Annotated in this window: 13 protein-coding genes; 3 read left to right on the top strand and 10 right to left on the bottom strand. The window is 67.5% G+C overall.

The window, feature by feature from the left end; genetic code table 11:
- Window positions 1-4: 4 nt before the first annotated feature.
- Complete coding sequence (locus tag AC4LGL_RS18035; protein ID WP_491839969.1) at window positions 5-1,306, bottom strand: MFS transporter; 1,302 nt, start codon at window positions 1,304-1,306, stop codon at window positions 5-7.
- A gap of 88 nt (window positions 1,307-1,394) precedes the next feature.
- Between AC4LGL_RS18035 and AC4LGL_RS18030 the strand changes: the two genes are divergently transcribed.
- Complete coding sequence (locus AC4LGL_RS18030) at window positions 1,395-2,000, top strand: YqgE/AlgH family protein (RefSeq protein WP_491839968.1); 606 nt, start codon at window positions 1,395-1,397, stop codon at window positions 1,998-2,000.
- Window positions 2,001-2,008: 8 nt separating this feature from the next.
- On the opposite strand, the gene AC4LGL_RS18025 is transcribed toward AC4LGL_RS18030, so the two are convergent.
- Window positions 2,009-2,359, bottom strand: a complete 351-nt coding sequence (locus AC4LGL_RS18025) for a hypothetical protein (protein ID WP_055119179.1) — start codon at window positions 2,357-2,359, stop codon at window positions 2,009-2,011.
- A gap of 58 nt (window positions 2,360-2,417) precedes the next feature.
- A complete protein-coding gene (locus AC4LGL_RS18020; protein WP_491839967.1) occupies window positions 2,418-3,338 on the bottom strand; it encodes an LpqN/LpqT family lipoprotein in 921 nt (306 codons plus the stop codon).
- Between the two features lie 214 nt (window positions 3,339-3,552).
- Between AC4LGL_RS18020 and leuS the strand changes: the two genes are divergently transcribed.
- Window positions 3,553-6,414, top strand: a complete 2,862-nt coding sequence (leuS, locus tag AC4LGL_RS18015; RefSeq protein WP_491840034.1) for a leucine--tRNA ligase — start codon at window positions 3,553-3,555, stop codon at window positions 6,412-6,414.
- A gap of 50 nt (window positions 6,415-6,464) precedes the next feature.
- Here leuS and AC4LGL_RS18010 read toward each other — a convergent pair whose 3' ends face one another.
- The gene (locus AC4LGL_RS18010) at window positions 6,465-7,148 is read right to left on the bottom strand and encodes an SDR family oxidoreductase (RefSeq protein WP_491839966.1); all 684 of its coding nucleotides are present in this window, start codon (window positions 7,146-7,148) and stop codon (window positions 6,465-6,467) included.
- Between the two features lie 77 nt (window positions 7,149-7,225).
- Here AC4LGL_RS18010 and ggh point away from each other — a divergent pair, with 77 nt between their 5' ends.
- Window positions 7,226-8,566: a glucosylglycerate hydrolase gene (gene ggh, locus AC4LGL_RS18005; RefSeq protein ID WP_491839965.1), complete on the top strand. Its 1,341-nt coding sequence runs from the start codon at window positions 7,226-7,228 to the stop codon at window positions 8,564-8,566.
- Between the two features lie 5 nt (window positions 8,567-8,571).
- On the opposite strand, the gene AC4LGL_RS18000 is transcribed toward ggh, so the two are convergent.
- The 6 genes from AC4LGL_RS18000 to AC4LGL_RS17975 all read right to left on the bottom strand — a co-directional run bounded on the left by AC4LGL_RS18000 (window position 8,572) and on the right by AC4LGL_RS17975 (window position 14,214).
- The gene (locus AC4LGL_RS18000; RefSeq protein WP_064880265.1) at window positions 8,572-9,054 is read right to left on the bottom strand and encodes a MarR family winged helix-turn-helix transcriptional regulator; all 483 of its coding nucleotides are present in this window, start codon (window positions 9,052-9,054) and stop codon (window positions 8,572-8,574) included.
- A gap of 76 nt (window positions 9,055-9,130) precedes the next feature.
- Window positions 9,131-9,868, bottom strand: coding sequence for an amino acid ABC transporter ATP-binding protein (locus tag AC4LGL_RS17995; protein ID WP_491839964.1), 738 nt, complete (start codon window positions 9,866-9,868; stop codon window positions 9,131-9,133).
- Window positions 9,868-11,640 carry an ABC transporter substrate-binding protein/permease gene (locus AC4LGL_RS17990; protein ID WP_491839963.1) on the bottom strand — a complete coding sequence of 591 codons (1,773 nt, stop codon included), beginning with the start codon at window positions 11,638-11,640 and terminating at the stop codon, window positions 9,868-9,870. The genes AC4LGL_RS17995 and AC4LGL_RS17990 overlap by 1 nt, the downstream gene beginning before the upstream one ends.
- A gap of 45 nt (window positions 11,641-11,685) precedes the next feature.
- On the bottom strand, window positions 11,686-12,351 hold the full coding sequence (locus AC4LGL_RS17985; RefSeq protein ID WP_135358692.1) for a GntR family transcriptional regulator: 666 nt from the start codon (window positions 12,349-12,351) through the stop codon (window positions 11,686-11,688).
- Window positions 12,352-12,440: 89 nt separating this feature from the next.
- Complete coding sequence (locus tag AC4LGL_RS17980; RefSeq protein WP_491839962.1) at window positions 12,441-13,241, bottom strand: LLM class F420-dependent oxidoreductase; 801 nt, start codon at window positions 13,239-13,241, stop codon at window positions 12,441-12,443.
- 76 nt (window positions 13,242-13,317) lie between these two features.
- Entirely contained in the window at window positions 13,318-14,214 is an 897-nt protein-coding gene (locus AC4LGL_RS17975; RefSeq protein ID WP_491839961.1) for an Rv0045c family esterase, read from the bottom strand.
- Window positions 14,215-14,297: the final 83 nt, after the last annotated feature.

The following is a 14,297-nucleotide window of genomic DNA, read 5'->3' as shown; positions in this document are numbered from 1 at the left end:
GCGGTCAGCCTAGACCGGGGGATGACGCCCGCTTCGGGGATGCCACCGCGGCATGCAGACCGAGCCCGACCAGATAGGCCACAGCTCCGGCGGCCACCAGGGCAGGCGAGTGCCCGCCGGGGGGGATCACCGCGGCAGCGGCCGCGATCGCCGCGACGAACGACATCCAGAACAACGCATCCTGCACCGTGAACACGTGCCCGCGCAGCGCGTCGTCGACGTCGATCTGGATCGCCGAATCCGCGCACAACTTCACCAGCTGCCCGGCCGCGCCGAGCAGCAGACCACAAGTCAGCATCACCGGGATGTGCAGGCCGAGCGCCAAGAGCTGGATGGCCGCGGCGAAGCAGAGCGCGCCATTGGCGGTCGCATAGCGCCCGAACCGGCCGATCACCACGGGGGCGGCCACGGTGGCCAGGAACTGGCCGATACCGCCGGCCGCCAGGAACAGAAACGCGCTACCCAGGCCCAGCCCGGTCATATCGGGGTTGTCGGTGTGCCGCACGATCACCAGCACCAGCAGGGAATTGATCCCGAAGGCCATCCGATGCGCGGCCAGCCCGGCCAGGGTGCCCGCGACCGGACGCACGGTCAGCACCGTGCGCAGGCCATGCACCCAGCCGGTGGACACCGCGTAGGCCACCGAGCCGTGGATGGTGCGCTTGCTTTCGTGCGGCCCCAACACGTGCGGGCCGAAGCGCACCGACAGCCACAACGCGAGCGCCACCGGGAGCGCCACGATGAACATGACCGCCGAGGCGCCCACGTCGTCGGCGCCGACCACCGTACGCGGCACCAACATGAAGAGGGCGCCGAGGAAGGCGGCGAGCGCTCCGATCGCGGTGGCCACCGAGTTCATCGTGACGACCCGGTCGGCGGGCACCACATCGGGCAGCGACGCCGACAGACCTGACGACACGAACCGGGTGAACCCGTTGATGATCAACGCCCCGCACAGGATCGGCAGATCCCCGACACCGAACGCCAGCAGCCCACCCACCAGGAGCACCAGCAGCAGTCGGCCCAGGTTGGCACCGATCATCACCATCCGCCGGTCCCAGCGGTCCAGCAGTGCCCCGGCGAACGGACCGAGCACCGAGTACGGGAGATACAGGACGGCGAACGCACCGGCGATGGCCCACGGCTCGGCCTCCCGGTCGGGATTGAACAGAAGTCCGCCGGCCAGGCCGGCCTGGAACAGGCCATCGGCGAACTGACTGACCGCACGCAACTCCAGCAGGCGGCGGAATTCGTTCATGCCACGGAGCGCGCGCCAGAGGGCACGGAGCGCGTGAGCATGAACCACCCGATCAACAGTACAAAGCTGCGCCGAAATCCGACCGCGCCCGGGCTTGTTCGCCACGTCTTGGCTATCGCGGTGCCATGATGTAACCGTGGCGCAGTCAGAAGACCCGGAGGATTTCATCGCGCCTGCGGCGCACCGGGTACGTCCGGGCACGCTCCTGCTGGCCAATACCGATCTGCTCGAGCCGACCTTCCGGCGCAGCGTCATCTACATCGTCGAGCACAACGCCGGCGGGACCCTCGGTGTGGTGTTGAACCGCCCCAGTGAGACGGCGGTCTACAACGTGCTGCCGCAGTGGGCGAAGCTCACCCACAAACCCAAGACGATGTTCATCGGCGGCCCGGTCAAGCGGGACTCGGCGTTGTGCCTGGCGACGCTGCGGGTCGGCATGCAGGCCGACGGCGTTCCGGGACTGCGGCACGTGCAGGGCCGTGTGGTGATGGTCGACCTGGACGCCGACCCGGACACGCTGGCGCCGGTGATCGAGGGTGTGCGGATCTTCGCCGGATACTCCGGCTGGACCATCGGCCAACTCGACGGCGAGATCGAGCGTGACGATTGGATCGTGCTCTCGGCGCTGCCGTCGGATGTTCTGATCGAGCCGCGGGTCGATCTGTGGGGCCGGGTGTTGCGCCGTCAGCCGTTGCCGATGTCGTTATTAGCCACGCATCCGATCGACGTGAGCCGCAACTAGTCTCGGGACTACTTGCAGGACAGGGTGCAGCTGGCGCACGAGCCGGCGCAGTCCGCGCCCGAGCCGGCGCCCGCCTCCGCCGCCGCGACGGCCTTGGCGCTCTGCCAGCAGCCGGCGGCGACCGTGGCGACGGCCCCGATGATGCACACCATGACGACCATCAGGCCGGTGTGGGGCGCGGCAGCCAGGGCGGCGGCACCCCCGGCGGCGAGCATGACCGCGGCGGCCAGTTGCGTCGGGGCCACAGCCCTCAGGACCGAGCGCACCGGATCACCGGTACGGGGTCTGGTCAACAACCACAGCCCGAGCACACCGACGATGACGGCGGCGCTCAAACACAGCAGCGCGGCGATCAGCATGCGCCACACAATACGAGGCGCCGGTCGGTATTGCGAGGTCGGGGCGGGTTCCGGTGCCTCAGCCCTGCAGGCCCAGGAGCTGGGGCAAACCCGGCTGTGGCGCCGGGGCGGCCGGGGCGGGAGTAGCTGGCGGAGCGGGAGCCGCCGGGGCCGGCGCGCTGACCTTGAACCCGGAAACGATCGCGTCGGCGGCGTCGGCAGCCGCGGAAACACCCTGGTTGGCGGCCGAGGAGTTCACCGACAACGACACCAGGTAATGGTCGGGGCCCGCGGTGGCCAGGATGTGCCTGCGTGACGTGTTGAGCACCTGGCTGCCGGACAGGTAGCTACCTTCGATAAATGCCGACGGGAAGCCGTTGAAGTCACCCATGGCCATGTCGGTGGGGCGCCAGTTCTGCAGCTGCTGGGTGTCGACGAAGCCGTGGCTGGCCGCTTCGACCGGATCGAAATTGCCGACGAGCTTGTAGACCACGACCTGCGCGTTGGGGGTGTAGAGGTCGGTGCTGGCGCGGTCGGCGATCACCGCGAAGGCGTCGGGGACGTTGGGGTCGGGCACTTTGGTCCACCCCGACGGCAGCGGCAGGACGATGCTGAGCGCCTTGAAGTCGTGGCTGACCTGAGGCTCCATCTTCACGCCCTTGCTCTTGAAGAATTCGGCAAGGGTGCCGGAGGAGGCCGGGGTGATGGTCTGCGCCGGTGGGACAGGTGCCGCGACCGCGGGCGCGGCGTTGGCTGCCGCACCCGGGACGCCGGGGGTTGCTGCGGCAGCGGGGACCGCGGCGGCGGGGGCCGCCGGGGCGGCGGGCGCTGCGGCAGGGGCGACCGTGACGGTCTGGGTCACCGTCACCGGGCCGGGAACGCTGGGAACCGGAAGGAGGGGTTCGGCAGAGGCGGTCTGACCGGTGAAACCGACAACCCCGGCCACGCCGATGGCCGTGCCCGCTGCCAGTACCCGCCACCGGCGGGTCAACTCGATCATTGCTTGATTCCTCCCGCAAACCGTGCCCCACCTGGGGACCTCTCCACTGAGCGCCGAGACTATCCAGGGATGACCGCCCACCACCAGCAACTCAACCGACCTGGAATCAACCCCTGACAGAGCCGCGACGTAACCGATACCAACCTGTGGCCTGCGTCATCGGAAGACGGGCGGTGAGCTGCTCAAACCGTGGCCTTATACCCTGAACGGCGTGATCGAACCTGCCGCCGCCGCCCAGTCAGGGCAGTCAGAGGACACCCCGCAGCACCGTTACACCGCGGAGCTGGCGGGTCAGATCGAGCAGTCCTGGCAGCAGACCTGGGCCGAGCTTGGCACGTTCAACGTGGCCAATCCGGTGGGCTCGCTGGCACCGGCGGACGGCTCGCCGGTGCCAGCCGACAAGATGTTCGTCCAGGACATGTTCCCGTATCCATCCGGTGACGGCCTGCACGTCGGGCACCCGTTGGGTTACATCGCCACCGACGTCTACGCCCGGTACTACCGGATGACCGGGCACAACGTGCTGCACGCACTGGGCTTCGACGCGTTCGGTCTGCCTGCCGAGCAGTACGCCGTGCAGACCGGGACGCACCCACGCACCCGTACCGAGGCCAACATCGTCAACTTCCGCCGCCAGCTGGGCCGGCTGGGTCTGGGCCACGATTCGCGCCGCAGCTTCGCCACCACCGACGTCGACTTCTACAAGTGGACGCAGTGGATCTTCCTGCAGATCTACAACGCCTGGTTCGACACGGCGGCACAGAAGGCCCGACCCATCACCGAGCTGGTCGCCGAATTCGAGTCCGGGACACGTGCTCTGGACGATGGCCGGGTCTGGGCGGAGTTGTCGGCAGCCGAGCGCGCCGATGTGGTGGACGATTACCGGCTGGTGTACCACGCCGATTCGATGGTGAACTGGTGCCCGGGTCTGGGCACGGTGCTGGCCAACGAGGAAGTCACGGCCGACGGGCGTAGCGATCGCGGTAATTTCCCGGTGTTCCGGAAGCGCTTGCGGCAGTGGATGATGCGCATCACCGCCTATTCGGACCGGCTGCTCGATGATCTGGAGCTGCTGGAATGGCCGGACAAGGTCAAGGCCATGCAGCGCAACTGGATCGGCCGCTCCACGGGGGCATCGGTGGAGTTCGGCACCGCGGCCGGCGATGTCGAGGTCTTCACGACCCGCCCGGACACCCTGTTCGGCGCGACCTACCTGGTGCTGGCTCCCGAGCACGATCTGGTGGATGCGCTGACCGCCAGCGCCTGGCCCGAGAGCACCGACTCTCGGTGGACCTTCGGTGCGGCGACCCCGACGGAGGCCGTCGCCGCCTACCGCGCCGGGATCGCGGCCAAGTCGGATCTGGAGCGCCAGGAGAACAAGACCAAGACCGGTGTGTTCCTGGGTGCGTACGCCACCAATCCGGTCAACGGGCAACAGGTTCCGGTGTTCATCGCGGACTACGTGCTGGCCGGATACGGAACCGGCGCCATCATGGCGGTGCCCGGCGGTGATCAGCGTGACTGGGACTTCGCGACCGAGTTCGGCCTGCCCATCGTCGAGGTGGTCTCCGGCGGTGACATCACCGAGGCGGCCTACAACGGCGACGGAACCATGGTCAACTCCGACTATCTCAACGGGCTGTCGGTGGCCGAGGCCAAGAAGGTTGTCATCGAGCACCTGGAGGCCGACGGTCGTGGCCGGGCCCGCATCGAGTACAAGCTGCGGGACTGGCTGTTCGCCAGGCAGCGGTACTGGGGTGAGCCGTTCCCCATCGTGTACGACGCCGACGGCCGCGCCCACCCGCTGCCGGAATCGGCTCTGCCGGTCGAACTTCCGGACATCCCGGACTATGCCCCGGTCTCGTTCGACCCCGACGACGCCGACAGTGAACCGTCGCCGCCGCTGGGCAAGGCCACCGAGTGGGTACACGTCGAGCTGGATCTCGGCGACGGGCTGCAGACCTACACCCGCGACACCAACGTGATGCCGCAGTGGGCGGGCAGCTCCTGGTACGAGCTGCGCTACACCGACCCGCAGAACTCGGAAGAGCTGTGCGCCAAGGAGAACGAGGCCTACTGGATGGGCCCGCGTCCGGCCGAGCACGGACCGAACGATCCGGGCGGTGTGGACCTGTACGTCGGCGGCGTCGAGCATGCGGTGCTGCACCTGCTGTACTCGCGGTTCTGGCACAAGGTGCTGTTCGACCTCGGCTTCGTCAGTTCGAAGGAGCCCTACCGCCGCCTGGTCAACCAGGGTTACATCCAAGCCTTCGCCTACACCGATGCCAGGGGTAGCTATGTGCCTGCGGCCGAAGTCGTTGAGCGGGAAGGGAAGTTCTTCTGGCCGGGCCCCGATGGTGAAATACAGGTCAACCAGGAGTTCGGCAAGATCGGCAAGAGCCTGAAGAACTCCGTCTCACCCGACGAGATCTGCGACGAGTATGGCGCGGACACGCTTCGGGTCTACGAGATGTCGATGGGCCCGCTGGAGGCGTCGCGGCCGTGGGCCACCAAGGACGTCGTCGGCGCGCACCGCTTCCTGCAACGGGTGTGGCGTGTGGTGGTCTCCGAAGAAACCGGTGCGACCGACGTCAACGAGCACGAGGCACTCGACACCGACACGCTCAAGGTCCTGCACCGCACCATCGCCGGTGTGACCGAAGACTATGCGGCACTGCGCAACAACACCGCCGCGGCCAAGCTGATCGAGTACACCAACCACCTCACCAAGGAGGGCGTGTCGGCTCGCGCCGCGATCGAGCCGCTGGTGCTCATGGTGGCCCCGCTGGCGCCGCACCTGGCCGAGGAGTTGTGGAAGCGGTTGGGCCACGACACCTCACTGGCGCACGGTCCGTTCCCGGTGGCCGATCCGCAGTACCTGGTGGACGACACCATCGAGTTCCCGGTTCAGGTCAACGGCAAGGTCCGCGGCAAGATCACGGTTGCGGCCGATGCCGAAGCCGCGGCCATCCAGTCGGCGGCGCTGGCCGACGAGAAGGTGCAGGCGTTCCTGGATGGTGCCACCCCCAAGAAGGTGATCGTGGTCCCGGGCCGGCTGGTCAACCTCGTCGTCTAGTGCGATTTCGGTGCGTCTGGTAACGCTGACCGTTACTGGACGCACCGAAATCACCCGGGGCGGACCACGATTTCGTGGACGTGGCCGTCGGGCGGGGTGGTGACGGCGGTCGCCACCAGCCCTGCCACGGTCTCGGGTTTGAGGAACTTCGTGGCGTCGTATTCACCGACGCCGTCGCTTACTGCAGTCTCGTAGGCCACCAGATCGCGCTGCATCTCGGTGTCGGTGCGCCCGGGGAAGATCGAGGTGACCCGCAGTGACGGTTCATCGGCGCGCAGTGAGTCGGCGAATGCCCGCAGCGCGAACTTGCTGGCCGAGTACGAGGCCATACCGGTCGAAACCTTCTGCCCGGCACCGGAATTGATGAAGACCACATGCCCGCGGGCGGCGCGCAGGGCCGGCAGCAGGGCCAGCGTGAGGGCCACCGCACCGGTGACGTTCACTTCGAACGACGCCCGCCACTGCTCGGCGATCGACTCGGAAACCCGGCCGGGGTAGAGGACGCCGGCGTTGTGGACCAGTACATCGAGTTCGGCGAGTACCTCGGTGGCCGATTCGATCGAGTCCGCGTCGGTCAGATCCAGCGGCCAGGTCGGCGCGCCGAGCTGTTCGGCGAGCGCGTCGAGGCGGCGTGACGGGCGACCGGCCAGCAGCAGTGTGTGGGTGGGAGCAAGGGCGGCGGCGATGGCCGAGCCGATGCCGCCAGAGGCTCCGGTGATCAATGCAGTCGGCACGACTGCAACGTTACTGTGATGCCGAATGCCACGGGGCCGACCTGCAGACCGGGGCGCGGCGTCGCATCATGGTAGGGATGCCACCGGATCCGAGCTTCGCTCCCACCCAACTCGCCGCGCGCGCCGCCTACCTGCTGCGCGGCAACGACCTGGGTGTGATGACCACTGCCGCACCGTTGCTGTATCCGCACATGTGGAGCTGGGATGCGGCGTTCGTGGCGATCGGGCTGGCGCCGCTGAGTGTGGAGCGTGCCGTGGTCGAACTCGACACGCTGCTCTCGGCGCAGTGGCGCAACGGGATGATTCCCCACATCGTGTTCGCCAACGGCGTCGACGGCTACTTTCCGGGTCCGGCCCGGTGGGCGACCTCGGCGCTGGCCGCCAATGCGCCGCGGGTCCGGCACACCTCGGGGATCACGCAGCCGCCCGTGCATGCGATCGCGGTGCAGCGCATCCTCGACCACGCCCGCAGCCGGGGCCGGTCCACCCGGGCGGTCGCGGAGACCTTCCTCGATCGACGGTGGGCCGATCTGGTGCGGTGGCACCGCTGGCTGGCCGAGTCGCGGGATCAGGACGGCCACGGCCGCATCACGCTGTACCACGGGTGGGAGTCCGGCATGGACAACTCACCGCGCTGGGACAGCGCCTACGCCAACGTGGTTCCCGGCGCCGTGCCGGAGTATCAGCGCGAGGACAACGCGATCATCACCGACGCCACCCAGCGGCCGAGCGACCTCGAGTACGACAGGTACCTGTGGCTGCTCGAGGAGATGAAATCCGTTCGCTACGACGATGATCTGCTTCCGAAGGTGATGAGCTTCGCGGTCGAGGACGTGTTCGTCTCGGCGATCTTCTCGGTCGCCTGCCAGGTGCTCGCCGAGATCGGGGAGGACTACAAACGCCCGAACGCCGATGTCCGCGATCTCTACTCGTGGGCCGAGCGCTTCCGGGTCGGCGTCGTCGAGACCGCCGACGAACGAAGCGGTGCGGCAAGGGATTACGACGTCCGGGCAAAGAGGTGGGTGGCCACCGAGACCGTCGCGCAGTTCGCCCCGCTGCTGTGCGGCGGGCTGCCGCACGAGCGGGAACGCGCCCTGCTGCGGCTGCTGGAAGGCCCGAGGTTCTGCGGGCATCCGGATCTGAAGTACGCGCTCATCCCGTCGACGTCGCCGGTGTCGCGGGATTTCCGGTCGCGCGAGTATTGGCGTGGTCCGGTGTGGCCGGTGATGACGTGGCTGTTCTCGTGGTGTTTCGCGCGGCGCGGCTGGGCCGAGCGGGCCACGACACTGCGCAGGGAAGGGTTGCGTCAGGCCAGCGACGGCACGTTCGCCGAGTACTACGAGCCGTTCACCGGGGAAGCGCTGGGCAGCATGCAGCAGTCGTGGACCGCGGCCGCGGTGCTGGACTGGTTGGGGTAGCCCGGCTACTCGGACTTGGCGTGGGCGGCGGTGGCCTGATCGTTCTGGCCGGCCAGCCGCTCCAGCGGGGCCAGTGCGGTGGCCAGCGTCGCGAGATCGTCGGAGCTCAGGTTGGCCAACCGGGCGGCCAGATCAGCTCGCCGGGCGGCCAGCGATTCGCGGTGCTGCACGAGGCCGCGCGGGGTGACCTCGACGAGGACGGCCCGCAGGTCGGAGGGGTCCCGGGAGCGCTTGACCAGCCCGAGCTTCTCGAGCCGGCGGATCGCCACGGTGGTGGTGGGGGTGCGCACGCGCTCACGGGCAGCCAGCTCGGTCATCCGGATCGGGCCCTGGTCGAGCAGGGTGAGCAGGATCGAGAGCTGGGCCAGCGTGAGCTCCCCGGCGGTGCCCTTGTTGGTGTCGCCGCGGCGCAGCACCGAGAAAACCTTGGAGAGTACGCGTTGCAACTCTCCGGCCAGCTCAGTGACCTGCGGTTCGGGCTCTCCCATAATTCGCTAGTCTAACCTGTCTGACGCTGCCAGGTTGTCAGCTTGTTCCGTTTGAGCCAGGGGTTTCACGGCGATCTCACAGCACCTGGGACAGGAAGCGGCGCAGCCGATCTGTCTCGGCCGCTTCGAAGATCTGGTCGGGGGTGCCCGACTCGACCACCTTTCCGTGATCCATGAACACCACCGAGTCAGCGGTGGAACGGGCGAAGCCCATCTCGTGGGTGACCGCCAGGATGGTCATACCTTCGGCGGCCAGGTCGGCGATCAACTCCAGAATCCCCTTGACCAGCTCTGGGTCCAGCGCCGAGGTGGCCTCGTCGAAGAACATGACCTGCGGGGTCATGGCGAGCGCACGTGCGATGGCGACACGCTGCTGTTGGCCGCCCGACAGGGTTGCCGGACGTACATCGGCCTTGTGCCGCAGGCCAACCCGGTCCAGCTGCTCCAGCCCAACGGTACGGGCATGTTCGGGGCTGAGCCGCTTGAGCTTTCGCGGACCCAGCGTGACGTTGTCGAGAACGGTCTTGTGCGGGAACAGGTTGAACTGCTGGAACACCATGCCGATGCGTTGGCGCAGTTGGTCGGGATTGTCGGTCAGCACCGAGCGTCCGTCGAGCAGGATGTCCCCGCGGTCGGGTTCGTACAGCCGGTTGAGGGTGCGCAGCAGCGTCGATTTTCCGGACCCGGACGGGCCGATGATGGCTGTCGTCGTGCCGGCGGGCACGTCCAGGTCCACCCCGCGTAGCACCGCGTTCGGTCCGAACGACAGGTGAATGTCGTTGGCGGCCAGCGCGACCGGCTGTGGTGCCGACATCAGATCATCTCCTGGGTGGTCGCCGGGGAGAGGGGATCTTCCTCGGCCGGGGGACGGCCTTTGCGCAGGCGGTTGTCGACGAAGTTCACCAGATGGGTCAGCGGGATGGTCAGCAGCAGGTAGAAGAGCCCGGCCGCGACCAGCGGTGACAGATTGCCGGTCTGCGCGTTGAGATCTCGGCCCACCTGGAACAGTTCACGCTGGCTGGCGACCAGGCCGAGAAAGTACACCAGCGACGAGGCCTTCAGGAGCGAGATGAACTGGTTCATCAGCGCAGGCAGCACCCGCCGGATGCCCTGTGGAACGACCACCAGTCGCATCGACGAGGAGTAGCTGAAGCCCAGCGCGCGTGAGGCTTCCAGCTGTCCGGGCTCGACGCTCTGGATGCCCGAGCGGAAGATCTCTCCGACGTACGCCGCTGCCATGAGCCCGAGCGCGGCGATGCCCAGCGGGTAAGGGCTGTTGCCGGTGAGCGATCCGACCACGGGCCCGATGCCCAACCCGATCAGCAGGATGATCACCACTTCGGGCAGGCCGCGGAAGATGTCCGTGTACACCCGGGCGGGCCAGCGCAGCCATCGCGACCGCGAGATGCCTGCCACCGCCAGAACCATGCCGAGGACGAGTCCGATGATGCTGGCGCACACGGTCAGGATGAGCGTGTTGGGTAGGCCGGTGCGCAGCAGGTCGGGGATCGCCTGCTTGTAGAGGTCCCAGTCCAGGAACGAGTCCGCGAGTTGCGCGAGTGTCGATTTGGGCGCCACCGGACCCCCGGCGGCGGGTTTCTCGTTGGCGGCGGCGATCGCGGCGAAATCGGGCAGCTTGGGTTCGGGGGCGGCTTTGGAGCCCGGTTTCCAGCCGGGCGGCAGAGCCCGTGGCACCCAGTCGGAGTACAGCTGGGCCCAAGTCCCGTCGGCGATGACGGCGTCGAGTCCGGAGTTCAGCGCGTCGATCAGCGGCTGGTTCTCCTTGGCGACCGCCCACGCCACGAAATTGTCCAGGCTGAAGGTGTTTTCGATGATCTGTGCCGGGTCGCCGGGCTGCACGGTGCCTGAGGCCTGTTGTGAGGGTGCCACCCAGGCGTCGATCTGGCGGGTCTTGAGGCTGGCGTAGACGGTGTTGTAATCGGGGAACTTCACCGGCTGCAGGTGCAACGTGTCGATGACGTAGGCCTCCTGCACGGTGCCCTGCACGACGCCGATGCGCTGCCCGGCGGCGAGCTGGCCGAACCCCTTGATCGGTGAGCCGGAGGGCACCACGAGCGAGAAGTAGCCGAAGTCGTAGCCGTTGGTGAAGCCGACGGTCCGTCGCCGGGCGTCGGTCGTGGTGATCGAGCTGGACGCGACGTCGAAGCGGCGGGAGGCGGTCTGGGCCAGCAGGCCGGAGAAGTCGGTGCCGACGAAGTTGACCCGAAGGCCGAGCTTGCCTGCGATGGCGCGCAGCAACTCGTTGTCGAAACCGGTGAACTGTCCGGCCGAGTTGATGCAGATGCTGGGCGGCGCGTCCGACAGCGTGCCGACGGTCAGGACGCCGGGCGTGCCCAGTCCGAGGTTCTCGGGCCGGACCGTGTCCAGGGGTATGACGGTGGCGGTCGTGTACTTGTCGGCGCCGGGTCCGGTGGCCGCGGCGGCAAGGTTGGTGGGCAGTGCGCTCGCGCTGTCGACACCGGGTGGGGCGCACTGGTCGACGTCTGCCCCGGCCGGCGCTGCGCACACCAGCCCGAACAGCATCAGGACCGTGGTCAGCAGCGCGGCCGATCGTCTGGCGTCCATCTGATGCAACCTAGTGGGCGGGCGCCCCGTGATGAGTGATTCCGCTCAAGGGGACCGCAAGTCGCCGAACACTCCGCGCCGGGTCAGCTCGCCGATCATGATCTGGGCCATCCGGTCGGCGCGGTCGGTGCAGGCCTTGCGGGCTCGCTCGGGATCGCGGGCCTGGATCGCCGCCATCTCCTCCTCATAGCCTTCGAGAAAATCGGCCTTCGCCTTCGGGTAGCTGATCCAGAACTCCGCGGGCGCGAAGCTCTTACCGGCACGGATGGTGGCGTGCAGGCGCGGCCCGGCGTACTCGTCGTTGATCGAGTCGCGGAACACCCAACAGGCTTCCTGGAAGCTCTTGGTGTCCTTTGCTGAACGCATCATGCGCAACGTGTCATCGAGATGCGCGACGATGCGCGGAGTCGGGTTGGTGGCGCAGCGGGCGGAGGCGATGCCGTTGAGAATTCCGTACAACTCGTGGTGCTCGGCCACAGTGGCCTCGTCGAAGCGGGAGACGAATGCGCCGCGGTGATATCGCGTCGAGAGAATTCCGTCGTGCTCGAGCTGAACCACTGCTTCCTGGATCGGAACGCGGCTGAGCCCGAGGTCACGGACGATCTCGTTGCGGTCGATGCGGTCGCCGGAGCGCAGCTTGCCCGTCATCACCAAATTGATGATGTGCGTGACAACCTGGTCCTTCTCCTTGACCCCGTAATTCTTCGGCACCCTGGTTTATCTCCCCCTATGGCGATTATGTTTCGCCAGTTTCTCACGTGCCCGCCAGTTCGGAGACCTGAGTCGGTTCAGCTCAGTCGCTAAACTTTGCGAGCTCGGTCGTCGCGCCAGCGGCACAGGGCCTCGGCGCCCGTCAGGTCGTAGTCCGGACCGTTGACCCCCACGGTCAGGATGCTGACCCCCAGATCGGCCAGTGCGTCGGCCTCGGCGAGCATCGCGTCGATTCCGCCGGTCTCCTGCACCCCTGCCGAGCGCTGCACGGTCGCCGGGTCGCGGCCGGTGATGCCGCAGTGTTCGGCGAGAACCTCCGCCTTGCCCGGGTAGGTATTGCGGTCGACGAATGCGTGCCAGATGTCGGCGTGCTCGGCCACCAGACGCAGGGTCTTGCGTTCCCCCTGACCGCCGATCAGGATCGGGATCTCGCGGACGGGCGCCGGGTTGAGTTTGGCCAGTCGGGCCTCGATGCGCGGCAGGGCTACGGCCAGATCGTCCAGGCGACTGCCTGCGGTGCCGAACTCATACCCGTACTCGTCGTAATCCTTTTGTTTCCAACCACTTCCGATGCCGAGGATGAGCCGGCCGCCGGAGATGTGGTCGACGGTGCGGGCCATGTCTGCCAACAGCTCCGGATTGCGGTAGGAGTTGCAGCTGACCAGTGCGCCGATCTCGATGCGTGAGGTCTGCTCGGCCCAGGCGCCGAGCATCGTCCAGCATTCGTAGTGCGCGCCTTCGGGGTCCCCGTAGAGCGGGAAGAAGTGATCCCAGTTGAAGGCGATGTCGACGCCGATGTCCTCACAGCGGCGCACCGCGTCGCGGATGTGGCTGTAGGTGGGGGAGTGCTGCGGCTGCAGTTGCACGCCGATGCGGATGGGATGGCTCACATTGGTGAGCGTACCCACGAGGACTGCTCTTTGAACCCCGCACAGCGCTGCCTGATGTGAGGCACGGGGCGCCGGATCAGCCCAGCAGGCCGCGCAGGATTTCGACCAGCCTGGCCGGCTGATCGCCCTGCACCGAGTGGCCCGAGTCGGCGACCACGTGGGTGCGCTGGAAACCTGGTGCGCTATTTGCGAACTGCTCGGCGTCGTCGTCGTTGACGAAGAACGAGTTGGCGCCGCGGATCAGCGTGGTGGGCATGGTGATCGACGGGACGTCGTCCCACAGGCCGCTGAAGCTTGAGTAGCCGTCGTCGCTTCTAAACGTGTCGTAGCGCCACGTCCAGGTGCCGTCCTCGAGCTGTTTGGAGTTGTGGAAGACGCCGCGCCGCAAGGAATTCCGATCCCGGTTGGGGGCCGCGGCGACGGTCAGGTCGAGCATGGCCTGGAACGTCGGGAAGGTGCGGTGTTCCTGCACCAGGGCCACGGTGCCCATCTGTGCCTTGGTCATTTCGTTGTGCCGCTCTGGCGCTGACGGCGTGACGTCGACGAGTGCGAGTTCGGGTACCAGCCGGGGCTCGGTGGCCGCGATCCGTAGCGCGGTCAATCCGCCCAGCGACATTCCGACGACCAGGCGTGGATTGGGCGCATGATCTTCGAGAACCGGAATCAGGCTGGCCGCATTGAGTTTCGGGCCGTAATCGCCGTCCTCGCGCCAGGCCGAGCGGCCGTGGCCGGGCAGATCCACGGCCAGCGCGGGCTCGCCGAGTCCGAGAATCACGGTGTCCCAGGTGTGGGCGTTCTGGCCGCCGCCGTGCAGGAACACGATTCGCGGGGCTGCGGTGCCGAACTTCAGCGCGCTGATCGGCCCCTGCTCGATGCGTTCGACCGGTGGTATCGCGGTTGCGCCGATCTGTTCAGCGTTCTCGTGCAGGAGGCCGAACTCGTCGAGGTCGGTCAATGCGTCGTCGCTCACCACGCCGCCGACCTTACTTCCAAAACGACTCTGCGCCCAGGGCGTAGATGTGCGAGAAGCACACGCCCTGAGCGCAGAGTGAAAAC

It is taken from the genome of Mycolicibacterium arcueilense, from assembly GCF_058536225.1.
This window is presented reverse-complemented; position numbering and strand designations above follow the sequence as displayed.